The sequence below is a fragment of the Palleronia sp. THAF1 genome, assembly GCF_009363795.1.
Classification (GTDB): Bacteria; Pseudomonadota; Alphaproteobacteria; order Rhodobacterales; family Rhodobacteraceae; genus Palleronia.
Genome location: NZ_CP045420.1, coordinates 1,427,139 through 1,442,715 on the forward strand (window position 1 = coordinate 1,427,139; position 15,577 = coordinate 1,442,715).

18 protein-coding genes are annotated in these 15,577 nt (G+C 65.0%); 10 read left to right on the forward strand and 8 right to left on the reverse strand.

Annotation, left to right across the window (positions count from 1 at the left end):
* Window positions 1-6 precede the first annotated feature (6 nt).
* The gene (locus tag FIU81_RS07155) at window positions 7-603 is read right to left on the reverse strand and encodes a lytic transglycosylase domain-containing protein (protein WP_124112874.1); all 597 of its coding nucleotides are present in this window, start codon (window positions 601-603) and stop codon (window positions 7-9) included.
* Between the two features lie 152 nt (window positions 604-755).
* Here FIU81_RS07155 and ssb point away from each other — a divergent pair, with 152 nt between their 5' ends.
* Entirely contained in the window at window positions 756-1,259 is a 504-nt protein-coding gene (ssb, locus tag FIU81_RS07160; RefSeq protein ID WP_124112875.1) for a single-stranded DNA-binding protein, read from the forward strand.
* 54 nt (window positions 1,260-1,313) lie between these two features.
* On the opposite strand, the gene aroB is transcribed toward ssb, so the two are convergent.
* A complete protein-coding gene (gene aroB, locus FIU81_RS07165) occupies window positions 1,314-2,426 on the reverse strand; it encodes a 3-dehydroquinate synthase (protein WP_124112876.1) in 1,113 nt (370 codons plus the stop codon).
* Complete coding sequence (locus tag FIU81_RS07170; protein WP_124112877.1) at window positions 2,423-2,971, reverse strand: shikimate kinase; 549 nt, start codon at window positions 2,969-2,971, stop codon at window positions 2,423-2,425. The genes aroB and FIU81_RS07170 overlap by 4 nt, the downstream gene beginning before the upstream one ends.
* Before the next feature lie 134 nt (window positions 2,972-3,105).
* On the opposite strand from FIU81_RS07170, the gene FIU81_RS17020 reads away from it, so the two are divergent.
* The 5 genes from FIU81_RS17020 to FIU81_RS07190 are packed head-to-tail and all read left to right on the forward strand — an operon-like array spanning window position 3,106 to window position 7,718.
* Window positions 3,106-3,240: a hypothetical protein gene (locus tag FIU81_RS17020; RefSeq protein WP_256366155.1), complete on the forward strand. Its 135-nt coding sequence runs from the start codon at window positions 3,106-3,108 to the stop codon at window positions 3,238-3,240.
* Complete coding sequence (locus tag FIU81_RS07175) at window positions 3,230-4,723, forward strand: hypothetical protein (RefSeq protein ID WP_124112878.1); 1,494 nt, start codon at window positions 3,230-3,232, stop codon at window positions 4,721-4,723. Before FIU81_RS17020 ends, FIU81_RS07175 begins: the two co-directional genes overlap by 11 nt.
* A complete protein-coding gene (locus tag FIU81_RS07180) occupies window positions 4,720-5,625 on the forward strand; it encodes a site-specific tyrosine recombinase XerD (protein ID WP_254696021.1) in 906 nt (301 codons plus the stop codon). The genes FIU81_RS07175 and FIU81_RS07180 overlap by 4 nt, the downstream gene beginning before the upstream one ends.
* Before the next feature lie 36 nt (window positions 5,626-5,661).
* Window positions 5,662-6,966: an HlyC/CorC family transporter gene (locus tag FIU81_RS07185; RefSeq protein ID WP_124112880.1), complete on the forward strand. Its 1,305-nt coding sequence runs from the start codon at window positions 5,662-5,664 to the stop codon at window positions 6,964-6,966.
* Window positions 6,963-7,718, forward strand: coding sequence for a glycerophosphodiester phosphodiesterase family protein (locus FIU81_RS07190; RefSeq protein ID WP_124112881.1), 756 nt, complete (start codon window positions 6,963-6,965; stop codon window positions 7,716-7,718). Before FIU81_RS07185 ends, FIU81_RS07190 begins: the two co-directional genes overlap by 4 nt.
* On the opposite strand, the gene FIU81_RS07195 is transcribed toward FIU81_RS07190, so the two are convergent.
* Window positions 7,710-8,336: a thiamine phosphate synthase gene (locus FIU81_RS07195; protein ID WP_124112882.1), complete on the reverse strand. Its 627-nt coding sequence runs from the start codon at window positions 8,334-8,336 to the stop codon at window positions 7,710-7,712. The two genes, FIU81_RS07190 and FIU81_RS07195, sit on opposite strands and share 9 nt — an antisense overlap.
* A gap of 93 nt (window positions 8,337-8,429) precedes the next feature.
* On the opposite strand from FIU81_RS07195, the gene FIU81_RS07200 reads away from it, so the two are divergent.
* Genes FIU81_RS07200 through FIU81_RS07210 form a run of 3 tightly spaced genes read left to right on the forward strand, consistent with a single transcriptional unit; the run spans window position 8,430 to window position 11,800 of the window.
* Entirely contained in the window at window positions 8,430-9,152 is a 723-nt protein-coding gene (locus FIU81_RS07200; RefSeq protein ID WP_124112883.1) for an RNA methyltransferase, read from the forward strand.
* 48 nt (window positions 9,153-9,200) lie between these two features.
* Complete coding sequence (ctaA, locus tag FIU81_RS07205; RefSeq protein ID WP_124112884.1) at window positions 9,201-10,337, forward strand: heme A synthase; 1,137 nt, start codon at window positions 9,201-9,203, stop codon at window positions 10,335-10,337.
* Window positions 10,334-11,800, forward strand: coding sequence for a carboxypeptidase M32 (locus FIU81_RS07210; RefSeq protein ID WP_124112885.1), 1,467 nt, complete (start codon window positions 10,334-10,336; stop codon window positions 11,798-11,800). The genes ctaA and FIU81_RS07210 overlap by 4 nt, the downstream gene beginning before the upstream one ends.
* Here the strand turns inward: FIU81_RS07210 and FIU81_RS07215 are convergent.
* From FIU81_RS07215 to FIU81_RS07225, 3 genes are all read right to left on the reverse strand, one after another.
* Window positions 11,797-12,618, reverse strand: a complete 822-nt coding sequence (locus FIU81_RS07215) for a lysophospholipid acyltransferase family protein (protein ID WP_124112886.1) — start codon at window positions 12,616-12,618, stop codon at window positions 11,797-11,799. The two genes, FIU81_RS07210 and FIU81_RS07215, sit on opposite strands and share 4 nt — an antisense overlap.
* Window positions 12,615-13,382 (reverse strand): GNAT family N-acetyltransferase, encoded by a 768-nt coding sequence (locus FIU81_RS07220; protein ID WP_124112887.1) that lies wholly within the window; start codon window positions 13,380-13,382, stop codon window positions 12,615-12,617. The genes FIU81_RS07215 and FIU81_RS07220 overlap by 4 nt, the downstream gene beginning before the upstream one ends.
* A gap of 119 nt (window positions 13,383-13,501) precedes the next feature.
* Complete coding sequence (locus FIU81_RS07225) at window positions 13,502-13,681, reverse strand: DUF3553 domain-containing protein (RefSeq protein ID WP_124112888.1); 180 nt, start codon at window positions 13,679-13,681, stop codon at window positions 13,502-13,504.
* Between the two features lie 30 nt (window positions 13,682-13,711).
* Between FIU81_RS07225 and FIU81_RS07230 the strand changes: the two genes are divergently transcribed.
* A complete protein-coding gene (locus FIU81_RS07230; protein WP_124112889.1) occupies window positions 13,712-14,293 on the forward strand; it encodes a histidine phosphotransferase family protein in 582 nt (193 codons plus the stop codon).
* On the opposite strand, the gene FIU81_RS07235 is transcribed toward FIU81_RS07230, so the two are convergent.
* Complete coding sequence (locus tag FIU81_RS07235; RefSeq protein WP_124112917.1) at window positions 14,290-15,552, reverse strand: glutamate-5-semialdehyde dehydrogenase; 1,263 nt, start codon at window positions 15,550-15,552, stop codon at window positions 14,290-14,292. The genes FIU81_RS07230 and FIU81_RS07235 overlap by 4 nt on opposite strands.
* Window positions 15,553-15,577: the final 25 nt, after the last annotated feature.

Here is a 15,577-nt window from a genome sequence, read left to right on the forward strand (position 1 = left end):
CCGCTCTCAGCTGCCCATGATCCATTTCACGTAAGCGGTCGTCTCGCGATAGGGCGGGATGCCGCCGTGCTTTTCGACCGCTCCGGGACCGGCGTTGTAGGCGGCCAATGCCAAGCGCCAATCGCCGAACTTGGCGTATTGGCGGGCAAGGTAGCGCGCGCCGCCGTCGAGGTTCTGGATCGGGTCGTTCGGATCGACGCGCAGATTGCGTGCCGTTCCCGGCATCAACTGCGCCAGCCCAATTGCGCCCTTGTGGCTAAGCGCGGCGGGATTCCAGCCGGACTCGCGCTGAACCAGCCGCAGGAAGATGTCTTCGGGGATGCCGTGCTTGCGGGCGACCTGCCGCGCAGGCTCCAGGAACGCGCCCTTGTAGCGGCCAGAAAATCGCGCGGTGATGGGTGCTGCGACAGAGGCGACGCGGCGCTCTGGGCCTTCCTTGACCGTCGGCTTCAGGCGGTCGGACCCGGAATATTGCGAGGCCGCCCTGCCATCCAGAACGCGCAGTTTGTTGGAAAAATCCGCTCCACCTTTCGATCCGAACAGCGTTTCGGCGCTAACGGGTCCCGCGCCGAGTGCAGCGAGAATGGCGATTGTGCGGATCATGCGCGGTCCCCCCAAGGGCGTCACTGAACCCGTTATGCCCAACGATCCAAAATTTTCAAGCCCGACGCTCTAAGCGCGATAACCGGCTGTTAACCAACCCCCCGCTATGTCACCGTCTGCGCCTAACACGAATCGAAGAAATGGAGGCCCCAATGGCCGGTTCCGTCAACAAGGTCATCCTGATCGGCAATCTGGGTCGCGACCCCGAGGCGCGCACGTTCTCCAACGGCGGCAAGGTAGTGAACCTGCGTATCGCCACGTCCGAGACGTGGAAGGACAAGAATACCGGCGAACGTCGTGAGCGGACCGAATGGCATTCCGTCGCCATCTTCTCCGAGCCGCTGGCCCGCGTGGCCGAGCAGTATCTCAAGAAGGGCTCGAAAGTGTATATCGAGGGCCAGCTCGAGACTCGGAAGTGGCAGGACCAGTCGGGTCAGGACAAGTATTCCACGGAAGTCGTGTTGCGGCCCTATACCTCGACGCTGACGATGCTGGACGGACGGTCCGGCGGCGGTGATGGCGGCGGCAGCGGCGGTTATGATGACCGCGGTGGCTACGGTGGCGGCGGCGGTGCGTCCGGTGGTGGCGGTGGCTACGACCAAGGCGGCGGCGGTGGTCGTGGCGGGTTCGACAACGACGACGAAATCCCGTTCTGAGTTTCGAAAGCGGCGTCTTGGAAAAGGCGCCGCTTTTCGTTTCGGAACTTTGACTTACCGCGCGGCCAAGGCGTCCGACAGCACACTACGGATCGCATCGCGCGGCACGTCGGCTGTGACGAACGCGTCGCCTATGCCGCGCGCCAGGATCAGGCGCAGCTGTCCATCCTGCACCTTCTTGTCCTGTGCCATCAGGTCCAGCAGCGCATCCGCATCCGGCAGGTCGCCGGGAATATCGGACAGGTCCCGCTTCATCCCCATATCGGCAAGATGTGCCCGCACGCGGCTGGGATCTTCCTGCGCACACAGACCCAGACGCGACGACAACTCGAACGCCAGAGCGCAGCCAATGGCGACGCCCTCGCCGTGCAACAGGCGGTCGGAGTAGCCGGTCGCGGCTTCAAGCGCATGACAGAAGGTGTGGCCAAGGTTCAAAAGCGCGCGGTCGCCCTGCTCGGTTTCGTCACGCGCCACGATATCGGCCTTCATCTGGACAGAGCGACGCACGGCTTCGGCCCGCGCGGCAGCATCGCCGGCGGCCAGCGCCGGGCCGTTCGCTTCCAGCCAGTCGAAGAACGCGGCGTCACCTAACAGCCCATATTTCGCGACTTCTCCGTAACCGGCCAGAAAATCGCGGGAGGTCAGCGTGCCCAGCGCGTCGATGTCGGCCAGCACCAATGCAGGTTGATGAAATGCGCCAATCAGGTTCTTGCCGCTCGTCGCGTTTACGCCGGTCTTGCCGCCGACCGAACTGTCGACCTGCGCCAACAGAGAGGTCGGGATCTGCACGAAACGCACACCGCGCCGCAGGATTGCGGCGGCGAAGCCCGCAAGATCGCCGATGACCCCGCCACCAAGGGCGATCACGATGTCGCGACGTTCGATCTTCTCGGCCAGCAGCCACTCGACGGTTTGGCCCAAGCGGTCCCACGATTTCGTGGACTCCCCAGCAGGCAACGCGAGTGAAACAGAGGCGATGCCAGCCTCTGCCAAGAAACTCTCCAGCGTCGCCAGATGCAGGCCCGCGACTGTCTCATCCGTCACGATGGCCACACGCGGGCGGGATAGGAGCGGCGCGATCTCTGCTCCGGCGCGCGTCAAAAGCCCTTGGCCGATACGCACATCGTAGCTGCGCTCTGCCAGTTCCACGCGGACCGTTTCCATCATGCGTCCTTTCGTTTCAACACGTCGGGCCGGGTCGCGATGACCTCTATCGTGCGTTCCGCCATCGCTTCGACCGACAGACCCTCTGCCGCCTCGACCCGCAGATCGGCGAGCGCATAGATCGGATCCCGCTCGGCGATCAGCGCCTCCAGTGTCGCGCGGGGATTGGCGGTACGCAGGAGTGGACGCGTGTCCTTGTGGCGCACTCGGGTCCACAGAAGCGCAGGATCGGCCTTGATCCAGAGGGCTACGCCGCGTTCGGTGATTGCGGTGCGGTTCGCCTGTGCCAGATAGGCCCCGCCGCCGGTGGACAGAATGCAGGGCGTGCCGACCAGCAGCCGCGACAGTACCTGGCTTTCCTTCTGACGAAAGAAAGCCTCGCCGTATTCCGCGAAGAGTTCAGGGATCGTGGCGTTGGCCGCGCGCTCGATCTCGGCGTCCGAATCAAGGAAGGGCACGCCCAGCATTCGGGCCACGGCGGTGCCGATGGCCGTTTTGCCGGCACCCATCATGCCGACCATGCACACGGTTTTCTTCAAGCCGGACATGGGCTGCGCGTGTTCCTGCCGCTGCGGATCAATTAGGGGCGTGAATGGCGTGATATTGCCGGAAAGACCAGATATAAACCGGCGGGAAGCCGCGCGACAGACGCAGGCGATGGCCGGGCAAACAGGAGCATCCAATGTTCACAGTGCTGAAGATCCTCGTAATTCTGGTGTTGATCGGGGGGCTGGCCTTTGTGGGGTTCGCCTATGTCGGAGACATGGAGCCGGAGCCGCAGGAGATGACCGTGCCCGTCGACCTGAATGCGAACTAGCGCGCTTTCCCTGATTTGGGCGGTGGCGGCAGGCTGTGTATCCGCGCAGGACGCCCCGCTATCGGCCATCGATTGGTTGTCGGACAGCGTCACGGCGCCGGTTGCTGTCGCCCCCCAGCGGCCCGAGCCGCCGGTGACGAGCTCTGCCGCGCCGGAAATGATCGTCGTGACACCGCTGGATCGCGTGGCACCGGACACCGTGGGGTTGGTCGCGCCGTCGGATGTGGGGCTGCCGGGAGATCTGTGGTCAGCGTCCTCTACTGACACGATCGCGCGTCAGTTGGCAGAGATGCGCACACCGCATAGTGCGGCCATGCAAGATTTATTGCACGATTTGCTGCGTGTTCAGGCGGAACCGCCGCGTGACAGCGCCGGGGGCGAAGCGTTCTTCCTCGCCCGCGTCGATGCGCTGCTGGCTTTGGGCCGGTTCGATATTGCCCGCGATCTGATGGCTCGTGCCGGATCGGAGGAACCCGCGATCTTTCGGCGCTGGTTCGACGTGACGCTTCTGACGGGCGGTGAGACGCGCGCCTGCGCGCGGATGCGCGCGCTGCCGGAAATCACGCCAACCTACCCTGCCCGTATCTTTTGTCTCGCACGATCCGGTGATTGGCCCGCTGCCGTCGTAACGCTGGAAACCGCGCGGGCGCTGGGGGTCACGACACCCGCAGAGACAGAACGCCTGACGCGCTTTTTGGACGATCGCAACGAAGGCGGCTTGTTGCCCCCTCCGTCACGTCCCACGCCATTGGATTTCTATCTGTATGAGGCGATGGGAGAGCCTTTGCGCACCCCATCCCTGCCCCTGCCCTTCGCCCATGCCGATCTGCGCCAGACCTCTGGCTGGAAGGCGCGGATCGAGGCGGGCGAGCGTCTGGCGCGCGCGGGTGCGATTGGGCACGACCGTCTGTGGGCGATCTACGCGGAACGGATGCCTGCCGCGTCGGGACAACTGTGGGACCGGGTCGAAGCGGTACAACGGCTGGACGTCGCGATGCGCAACGGCGATCCAACCGCCGTGACCGCAGCGCTTCCGGGCGCGTGGGAGGCCATGGCGCACGTCGATCTGCAACCCACGCTGGCGCGGCGCTATGCACCACGGCTGGTCCGCTTGCCACTGCAGGGGGATGTTGGCGATCTGGCGCAGCGCATGGCGCTGATGGCGGGCATAGAGGTCGAAGGGCTGGATGGTCCTTTGGCCGCACTGGCGAAGGGCGAGGTTCCCGAGGGCGATCCGACCGACCCAATGCTACTTGCCATCGCCGCCGGTCTGACCGACGGGCCGGATGCGGCGACAAAGGCTTTAGTGGCTGACGGACGAATGGGCGAAGCGCTCTTGCACGCGATCCGCTTGGTCGAGGAAGGGTCCAGCGGCAATCTGGATGCCCTGTCTGACGGGCTGGCCGATTTGCGCGCCGCCGGACAGGAAGACGCCGCGATGCGCGTTGCGATCGAGGCGTTGGTGATCGGGTGGCGCAGGTGAGCACGCCCGCGCGAATCGCCCTGTTTCTTGATGCGCAAAGTGCAGAGGCAGGGGCCGCGCAGAACACGCGGCTGGGCTATGCGCGCGATCTGGCGGATTTCTCGGACTGGCTTGCGGACACGCCACTGGAGGACGTCAGCCGCGACCGGATCGAAGGCTACCTGATCCATTGCGAGGCGCAGGGTCTGGCGCAGGCTACGCGCGCGCGGCGATTGTCGGCAATCAAGGGGCTGTTCCGATTCGCCTACGAGGAAGGCTGGCGCACCGACAATCCCGCGATCCGCATCAAGGGGCCGGGCCGCACGCGCCGCCTGCCGAAGACGCTGACGGTGGAAGAAGTAGATCGCCTGCTCGACGCCGCCCGCCGGACGGGACGGAGTGAGGCGGATCGACTGCGCAACACCTGCCTGATGGAACTGCTCTATGCGACAGGTATGCGCGTATCCGAACTGGTGGGTCTCCCGGTGCAGGCCGCCCGTGGCGATCCAAGGCTTCTGCTGGTACTGGGCAAAGGCGGCAAAGAGCGGATGGTGCCCCTGACCCCCGGCGCGCGGGACGCTCTGGCGGTTTGGCTGGTGCTGCGGGACGAGGCGGAAAATCCGAAGAACCCATCGCGTCATCTGTTCCCCTCTACCGGCAAGGCCGGGCATCTGACCCGGCACCGCTTCTTCCAGATCATCAAGGACATCGCGCTGGAAGCGGGCGTCGATCCCGCCCGCGTGACACCCCACGTGTTGCGCCACGCCTTCGCCACGCACCTGTTGGCAGGCGGCGCGGACCTGATGGCGATACAGGCGCTTTTGGGCCACGCGGATGTGGCAACGACGGAAATCTACACCCATGTTCTGGAAGAAAGGCTGCGCGATTTGGTGCTGGAGCATCACCCATTGGCCAAAGGCTGACTGGACAGCGCGCGCTTGCGCATCATAACGGACCTTATGGAAAACACATCACTGCTGGACGCCGCCTTCTGGACCTCTGCCGGGGCCATTCTGTTTCTTCTGATCTGCTCGGGCTTCTTCTCGGGATCAGAGACCGCGCTGACCGCCGCATCGCGGGGCAAGCTGCGCGCGCAGGCCGACAAGGGCAGCAGCGGCGCCCAGCGCGCGCTCAAGATCACCGAAGATAACGAGCGGCTGATCGGCTCTGTCCTGTTGGGCAACAACCTTGTGAACATCCTCGCCACGTCGCTGGCGACGGCGATGTTCACGCGCCTTTTCGGCGAATCAGGCGTGGCGATGGCGACTCTGGTGATGACGCTGCTGGTGCTGATCTTTGCCGAGGTCCTGCCGAAGACCTACGCGATCACCAACGCCGAAACCGCTGCGGCGCGTGTGTCTGCCCCTATCGCGCTGGTCGTGAAGATCTTCGCGCCCGTGGTCAGTCTCGTGCGGATGCTGGTGCGCCTGATCCTGCGCGCCTTCGGTGTGCAGACTGACCCCGACAGCCAGATCCTGGCCGTGCGTGAGGAAATCGAGGGCGCTCTGAACCTTGGTCATTCGGAAGGCGTCGTGGAAAAGGAAGACCGCGACCGCATTCTTGGCGCGCTCGATCTGGGGGAACGGACGGTGGAAGAGATCATGCTTCACCGCTCGAAGATCGAGATGCTGAACGCCGACGATCCGCCCGCCGAACTGCTGAAGCAATGCCTTGATAGCCCGCACACGCGCCTCCCAGTCTATCGTGAGGGGCATGAGAACATCATTGGCGTCATTCACGCCAAGGACCTGCTGCGCGCCATGTACGCCCGCCGCGCCGCCGCCGATGCGACCGGCGATCCGCTGGCGGATTTCGACATCGCCGAGGTCGCGATGCCCCCCTATTTCGTACCTGAAGTCACCACGCTGGACGACCAGATGCGCCAGTTCCTGCGCCGCCACACGCATTTCGCGCTGGTGGTGGACGAATACGGCGCATTGCAGGGTCTGATCACGCTGGAAGACATCCTGGAAGAGATCGTGGGTGAGATCACCGACGAGTTCGATTTGGACACGCAGGCGCCCTACCGCCGCGTCGATAATGGCGATTATATCGTCGATGGTTCCATGACGATCCGCGATCTGAACCGCGCGGCCGATTGGTCTTTGCCAGACGAAGAAGCGAACACGGTGGCCGGTTTGGTCATCCACGAAGCGCAGACGATCCCAACGCAGGGACAGGTCTTCAGCTTCCACGGCTTCCGGTTCGAGGTGATGAACCGCGTGGACAACCGCATCACCCGCCTGCGCATCCGTCCGCTGTGACGCACCCCTATCTGGACGCCCCCGGCCCCATCGCCTTTTCCCATCGTGGCGCGGCAGAGGGCTGTGCAGAGAACAGCGCAGAGGCTGTCGATGCGGCGGTGGCACTTGGCTACCACTATGTGGAGACGGACGTGCATGCGACGCGCGATGGCGTGGCGGTGTTGTTCCATGATGACGACTGCACCCGTTTGTTGGGGCGGGATGGCTGCGTGGCGGACTACGATTGGTCCGACTTGCAACAGGCCGAGTTGATCGGCGGCGGGCGGATGGCGCGGCTGGACGATGTGCTGTCCGACCACCCCGAACTGCGTCTGAACATTGATGCGAAGACGGACGATGTGGTCGGGCCGATGGGCGATGCCATTGCGCCGCATCTGGACCGGGTGCTTGCGGCCTCGTTCGACATCGCGCGCGTCCAGAAATTGCGGGACCGCTTCGGCGACGCGCTGTGCTGGTCGCCGTCGTCCGGGGGCGTGGCGCGTTTGTGGGCGGCTGGCTGGGGTGCGCCGTTGATGGGCGATGCCGCCCCGGCCTATCAGGTGCCGACCCACTGGAACGGCATCCCGCTGGTCACGAAGCGGGTCCTCCGCGCGGCGAAGCGTCACGGCGCGCAGGTACATGTTTGGACGATCGACGATCCGGCGCAGATGAACGCCCTGCTGGATCTTGGCGTGCATGGCCTTATGACGGACGAGCCCCGCGTGCTGCGCTACGTGATGGTCGCGCGCGGTCAGTGGCCGACGCTACGCTGAGCGCATCGCGGTGAGCAATTCGCCCAACCGTGCGGTGGGGTATTCGGCCGTCCAGATTTCTTCACCGAACGCCACGAAATCCGCGCGGGTAGAAAGACGGGCCAACGCCTCTTCGTCCAGCGCGCCCTCGGCCACCACGGGCACCTCGATCACCTCTGACCACCATTGGAACAGCTCGTCATTCGGCTTTTCCTCGCCCAGATCGGCGCCACCCACGGGGCCGAAGCTGACGTAATCGGCCCCCATCTCTCCGGCGTTCATGCCGTCGTGGCGCGAGGCTCCGCAAAACGCGCCGACGATGGCGTCCGCGCCCAAATCGGCGCGCGCCTTCTTCACCGAGCGAGAGCCGTCCGTCAGGTGAACCCCATCCAGACCGGCGCGCTCGGCCAGTTTCCAATGATCGCTCATCACCAATGCCACGTCGCGCGGTTCGGTCACCGCGCGCAGGGCATCGGCAGCGCGCATCAGGCGATCTTCGTCCCGCGACGCCAGATCAAGGCGCAGGCAGGCGACGGCGTGGGTGTCCAGAAGCGCGCCAAGCGCGTCCACGAAATCCGTGTCGAAGGTGGGCGGCGTGATCAGATACAGTTGCGGCAGATCGTCGGACGTGTCGGACATGGGAAGGCTCCTTGCGCTTGGCCGCCTTCTAGCGGTGCGACGCGCGGTTGACCATGCTGGACGGGGCCGCGACGGACGTCTAGGACGCGGCCCATGTTTCAGACCCCCCGCGTGATCCTCGTGCGCCCCCAGATGGGCGAGAATATCGGCGCCGCCGCGCGCGCGATGATGAACTTCGGACTGTCGGACATGGCGCTGGTCTCACCGCGGGACGGTTGGCCGAACGCACGTGCGACCGCGATGGCCTCTGGCGCGACGCCGGTGCTGGATCAGGCCCGGCTGGCGGGCAGCATTGCCGAAGCGGCAGAGGGCGTGGATTACCTGTTCGCCACCACCGCCCGCACGCGCGACATGGTCAAGCCTGTGTTCGAGCCGGAAAGCGCGATGGCCGAAGCCCGTCGCATGATCGGCGAAGGCCGCCGTGTGGGCATTCTGTTCGGGCCAGAGCGCGCGGGACTCGAAAACGACGACGTGGCGCAGGCGAATGCCGTGGTAACGGTGCCGGTGAACCCCGATTTTCCGTCCCTGAACCTTGCGCAATGCGTGCTGCTGATGGGGTATGAATGGCGGCGCGGCGCGGTTGAGCCCACTACGCAGGACGCGCCGGAACTCGCGGATAATGCAGCCGTGGACCGCTGGGCCGAACACTGGAACGAGAGGCTGGATACCGCGGGCTTCTTTCATCCGCCCGAAAAGGCGGCCCATATGAAGCGCAGCTTTCGCAACCTGTGGTCGCGGATGCCGCTGACGGGCCTTGATGTGCAGCTTCTGCACGGGGCCTTGCGCCAATTGGTGCGACCCAAGGACGACTTGTGAGCGCCCGCGCAGGGGCTTAGCTGACGGATGACCAACAAGGGGACGGGAATGGCCCAACGATCCATCTTCCAAGAGGTCGGCGACACGCCGGAGAAACCCGCGCCCAAGGGCGGCATGATCGACGCGCGGCCCAGGGGCGCGCGCAAGGCGGTGCGGGCGTGGCTGTTCGTGCTGTTCGCGCTGGTCGTCGTGATGATCGCCGTGGGCGGGCTGACACGACTGACCGATAGCGGCCTCGCGATCACCGAATGGGCGCCGGTGACGGGGGCTGTTCCGCCCCTGAACGCCGAAGACTGGCAGTCCGAATTCGACGCCTACCGCCAGATCCCCGAATACCAGCTACAGAACGCGGGCATGACGCTGGCGGAGTTCAAGACGATCTATTGGTGGGAATGGGGCCACCGGCAACTGGGCCGGGTCATTGGTCTTGTCTGGGCACTTGGCTTCTTCGGCTTCCTTCTGACCCGCCGCATCCCGCCGGGCTGGACCGGGCGGCTGCTGCTGCTGGGCGGCTTGGGTGGCTTACAGGGCGCGATCGGTTGGTGGATGGTGTCCTCTGGCCTGACGGGCACGATGCTGGATGTGGCGTCCTACAGGCTGGCCACGCACCTTGGGCTGGCCTTCGTGATCCTTGGCTTGATCGCGTGGTTCGCGCTGCATCTGTCGCGCAGCGAGGCAGAGCTTTTGCAGGCGCGGCGCAATCGCGAGGCGACGTTGATGTCGCTAGGCGGTGTTCTGGTGGCGCTGACCTTCGGCCAGATCCTCATGGGCGCGCTGGTCGCGGGGATTGACGCAGGGCGCAACTACATCGACTGGCCGCTGATGGCCGGTGGCTTCCTGCCGCCCGATCCGTTCCAGATCGAGCCGCTGTGGCGCAACTTCTTCGAGAACGACGGCCTTGTGCAGTTCATCCACCGCATGTGGGCCTATGCGCTGGCGGCGTTCGGTCTGTTCGTCTTCTGGCGCGCCCGCCGCTCGCCCCTGACGGCGACACGTGGCGCCTACACTGTCGTCATCGCGGTGATGGCGCTGCAGGTGCTGCTGGGCATCGTAACGGTGATGTATTCGGCCCCGTGGACCCTGGCGATCCTCCACCAGTTCACCGCCGTGGTGCTGTGGGTTGTCGTCCTGCGCGCACGTCACCAGACGGCCTTCCCGAAACCCCAATCGCTGAGAGCAACATGACCGCATTCGATGACCTGATGGCGCATCAGCGCGAAACGGAAGCGCTGGGACAGATCGCGGGCCGCTTGAGCTGGGATCAGGAAACCGTGATGCCGCGCGGCTCTGCCGATCAGCGGGCCGAGGAGATGGGCGTGATGGAGGGGCTTCTGCACGCCCGCCGTACCGACCCGCGGATCGGCGAATGGTTGGATAAGGCGCAGGCGCCGGATGCCGCTGGTGAAGCGTCGTTGCGCCTGATCCGCCGCAGTTTCGAGCGGACGGCAAGGGTGCCCGCCCGGCTGGCAACCGAACTGGCCCGCGTCACCTCCAAAGCGCAGGGCCAATGGGCCGAGGCGCGCGCGGCCGATGACTTCGCCGCCTTTGCCCCGGTGCTCGCGCAGGTCGTGGCGTTGAAGCGAGAGGAAGCGGCGGCACTGGCCGACGGCGGCGATCTGTATGATGCGCTGCTGGACGATTATGAGCCCGGCGCGACAGCGAAGAGCCTGTCGGCGATGTTCGACGCACTGCGCCCGCGGCTGATGGCCCTGCGCGACCGCGCGCTGGGTGCGCCCACGCCGCCCTCTGCCCTGCCCGGCACCTTCGACCCCAAAGTGCAGATGCACCTGACCCGCAAGCTGGCTATCGCTTTCGGCTATGACATGAATCGTGGCCGGATCGACCGGGCGGTGCATCCGTTCAGCTCCGGCTCTGGTCGGGACGTGCGCATCACCACGCGCACCGACCCCGCCGATCCGTTCAACTGCCTGTATTCGACGATCCACGAGGTCGGCCACGCGACCTACGAGCAGAATATCGATGACGCCTACCTGTTCACACCGCTTGGCGGCGGTGTGTCGATGGGCGTGCACGAAAGCCAAAGCCGCATCTATGAGAACCAGTTGGCCCGGTCAGAGCCGTTTTGCGGTTGGCTGTTTGGCCAGATGACCGAGGCCTTCGGTGATCTGGGTGTGTCCGAGCGGGAGTTCTTCCGCACCGTGAACCGACTGCACAAAGGCTTCATCCGCACGGAATCGGACGAGGTGCAGTACAACCTGCACGTCCTTCTGCGCTTCGATCTGGAACGCAGCATGATCGCCGGGGATCTGGACCCCGCCGACCTGGAAGGCGCGTGGAACGAGCGGTTCGAGGCTGATTTCGGTTACCGGCCAGAGCGTGCGTCGCAAGGGTGCTTGCAGGATGTGCATTGGTCCGTAGGCCTGTTCGGCTATTTCCCGACCTACACGCTGGGCAATGTCTACGCGGGTTGCCTGAACGCGGCGATGCGCGCCGATCTGCCGGATTTGGATGCCGCGCTTGCGAATGGCGATCCCTCACCCGCCACGGCATGGTTGCGCGACAAGGTGCAGGTGCACGGCGGGCTGTATCAGCCGCGCGAGGTCATCACGCGCGCTTGCGGGTTCGAGCCATCAGAGGCTCCGCTGCTCGACTATCTAGAGGCGAAGTTCGGCGCGATCTACGGCTAGGGTTGCGCCTTCGCGCTCTCGAAGCCCGCACGGACTGCAGTCTCGCACGCGCGCGCCAAGGTCTTGCGGTCGCCCGCGTCGGCGACGTTCACGGGCGCATGGCGGATCACCTGCACACGCCCCTGCCGCCCCGTCGCCAACACTTTCAGTAGATTGCGCCCGAAATCCATCTCTCCCCACCAGCCGTAGTAGCGCGGCGCTGCGCCTTTCGGCGGGTGGTAGGCGACCGTCAGCGGTTGCACTTGCAGGCCCGGCACATCCGCGAAGAAGGCCGAGAACAGCGTCGTCTTGAACGGCAGCACGCGCTGGTTGTCGGTGGATGTGCCCTCTGGGAAGAACAGCAGACGGTGGCCCATCGCCAGCCGGTCGCGGATCAGGGCGGTCTGAACCGCGGCCTCTTTCCGATCACGGCGGATGAAGACGGTGCCGGTCGCCTTCGCCAGAAGACCGATACCGGGCCAGCCCGCGACCTCTGCCTTTGAGACGAAATACAGCGGCGCGTCGGCGTTCAGCACGAAGATGTCGAGCCATGAGGAATGGTTCGCGACCAAGGCTCCGGGGCCCGTCATGCGTGGGCCGGATACATCCCGCCGCAAGCCCATGATCGCCAGTGCGCCCCGGCATACGGCGACGGTGATCCACGGGGTGTAGGGCCGACGCGCGCCATAGATGGGCCGCTCGATCAGGCGCGCAAACATATGCACCGCCAGCATCCCGAACACCCAGATCGCCAGTGGCACCCCGCGCAAGACCGCCAGCGCGTAGCCCGCAGAGCCGATCCGCACCCGGTCGGGTGGCGTGTCCGACACCCAGGTCATCCGCGTGGCTTCAGGTAGATGGCCCGCGCCCGTTCGGACAGGCGCGCGGTATCCATGACAAGGCAGACGTCGGTGGTGTTGAAGTGCCGGTCCACCCACGCCCCTTCCCCGACAACGCCGCCGAGTCGCAGGTACCCCTTGATCAGGGCCGGAACGGCACGCATGGCGGCGGCGCGGTCATAGCTGCCATCCGGCAAACGATCCATCGACACGGCCTGCGGTGCGCGTGCGGTCACGCGGCATTCGGGTGGGGCAAGGTGGCGGTGGTGCAGGATCGAAAGCGGCGCGGCCAGTGCATCCACATCCGTTCCGTGGAACGACGCGACGCCGAACAGCGTGTCGATCCCGGCCTCTTCCACATGGGCGGCAAGGCCCGACCACATATGAAACATCGCCGCCCCACCCCGGTAGTCGGGATGAAGACACGAACGCCCAAGCTCCAGAAGGCGGCGGCCAGAGGCGCGCAGGGGAGCAAGATCGTACTCGGTTTCAGAGTAGAAGCGGCCGGCCTGCGCGGCGCTGTCCTGGTCAAGCAAGCGGTAGACGCCGACGACGCGGTCGCCCTCGGTGCGGGCCATATCGCGCAGGATCAGGTGGGTGCACAGGGCGTCGAATGGATCGCTCTCACGGCCCGCGGCGTGATCCACGCCTGCACCTTGTCCGCCCAGTTCAGTTACGAAGACCGTGTAGCGCAACGCCTGCGCCGCAGCGATCTGGTCGGGATCGCGCGTCAGGATCAGGTCGAAATCGGGCGTATGCGTCACGGAAGCGCGGCTCTGGTTGGGTGGGCGCTGTCTAGGATGCGCCTGCGCTTTAGGCAACAGATGGACGGTCGCCTGCGTCTTGACGATTTGTTAACTTCGATCACACAACCATGACGGTATCAATCGAACACAGCGATCAATGCCACCCGAGAGCCATCAATGACCACCTTCCCCTCGTCGCGAAACATCACGGTCACGATACCGCCGATGTTGGACTGCACCTGCCCATCACCCCAATCGGGACGGTCGGGGTGGCGCACGATCATGCCCGGCTCCAACAATGCATTCATCGAATTCACGTCGATCTCCCCTGATTTAGAGCCTTTTGCATGACTCAATCCGACCTTAGCGCGCTGATCGGATCGCGCATCTGCCACGACCTGATTTCACCCCTAGGGGCCATCGGCAACGGATTGGAATTGTTGCAGATGTCGGGCGTCGGTGACAGCCCGGAAATGGCATTGATCCGCGATTCGGTCGAGACGGCGAATGCGCGCGTGCGGTTGTTCCGCATCGCTTTCGGGGCAGCGGCACCAGATCAACGGATCGGATGGCCAGAGGTGGCACAGGGTGTACAAGGCTTTGCGGATCGCAAACTGACAGTCGAATGGACGCCGATGTCAGAGATGTCGCGTGCAGAGGCGCGGCTTGGCCTGCTGCTGCTGATGTGTGCCGAAACATTGATGCCGCGCGGCGGATCCGCTCGCGTGAGGCATCAGCCGATGGGCGTCGAAATGACGGGCGAACGCTTCCGTCCCGAGCCGGAGTTTTTGGGACCACTGACTGACAGTAGCATAGATCCGCCCGCGTCAGAGGTGCACTTTACCCTCGCCCGCCGCGCCGCATCACAGCTGGGCCGACGGATTGAGATTCAATCGGGCGACGGCACCATGACGCTGACGGCCGTTTAGCGCACCTCGCCGACGCCGCGCACCTTGTACTTGAAAGAGGTCAGCTGCTCTGCCCCAACCGGCCCGCGCGCGTGCAGGCGGCCCGTGGCGATGCCGATCTCTGCGCCCATGCCGAACTCTCCGCCATCGGCGAATTGGGTCGAGGCGTTGACCATGACAATAGCGCTGTCCACCGAGTTCAGGAAATGCTCAGCCGCATCGGCGTTGCCGGTGACGATGCAGTCGGTGTGGTCCGAGCCATGGGTGCGGATATGTTCGATCGCGCCGTCGATATCCGGAACGGTACGCGCAGCGACGATCATGTCCAGATATTCACGGCCCCAATCCTCGGATGTGGCAGGAACCGTGCCCTCGACCTGCGCCAACCTTTCGTCAGCGCGCACCTCGACGCCCGCTTCCAGCAGTGCGCGGATCACGCCCTGACCGATGGTGTCGGCCACATCTTCATGGATCAGCAGGCACTCGGCGGCACCACAGATGCCGGTGCGCCGGGTCTTGGCGTTCAGCACGATTCTCAACGCCATTTCGGGCTCGGCGTCCTTGTCGATGTAGATGTGAACGATGCCTTCGAGGTGGGCAAAGACGGGCACGCGCGCGTCACGCTTGATCAGGCCGACCAAACCCTTGCCGCCGCGCGGGACGATCACGTCGATGGTTTCGGTCATCGTCAGCATCTCTGCCACTGCCGCGCGGTCGCGGGTCGGGACAAGCTGGATCGCGTCTTCGGGCAAGCCAGCTTCGCGCAAACCTTCGGTCAGGCAAGCATGGATCGCGCCCGACGAGTGGAAGCTTTCAGAGCCGCCGCGCAGGATGACCGCGTTGCCGGACTTCAGGCAAAGCGCACCGGCATCCGCCGTCACGTTGGGACGCGATTCATAGATCACGCCGACAACGCCCAAAGGCGTGCGCACACGTTGAATCGACAAACCGTTGTCCGGCGTCCACTCATCAAGTACTGCGCCCACGGGATCATTCTGCGCCGCAACAGCACGCAGAGCGTCGGCGATGGAGGCCACGCGCGCCTCGTCCAGCATCAGGCGATCCAGCATCGCCGGGCTCAGGCCCTTGTCGCGTCCGAACGCCATGTCTTTTTGGTTGGCCGCGATAACGTCTGCCGTCCGCTTCTCCAGCATGTCGGCGGCGTGTTCCAACGCCTGCCGTTTTGCTTTCGGATCAGCCGTGGCAAGGAGCGTCGCCGCCGCGCGGGCGCGTGCGCCAATGTCTGCCATCAGGGCGGGAATGTCGTTCTGGGTGCTCATGTCGTTCATCGAAACCTCCTGTCGG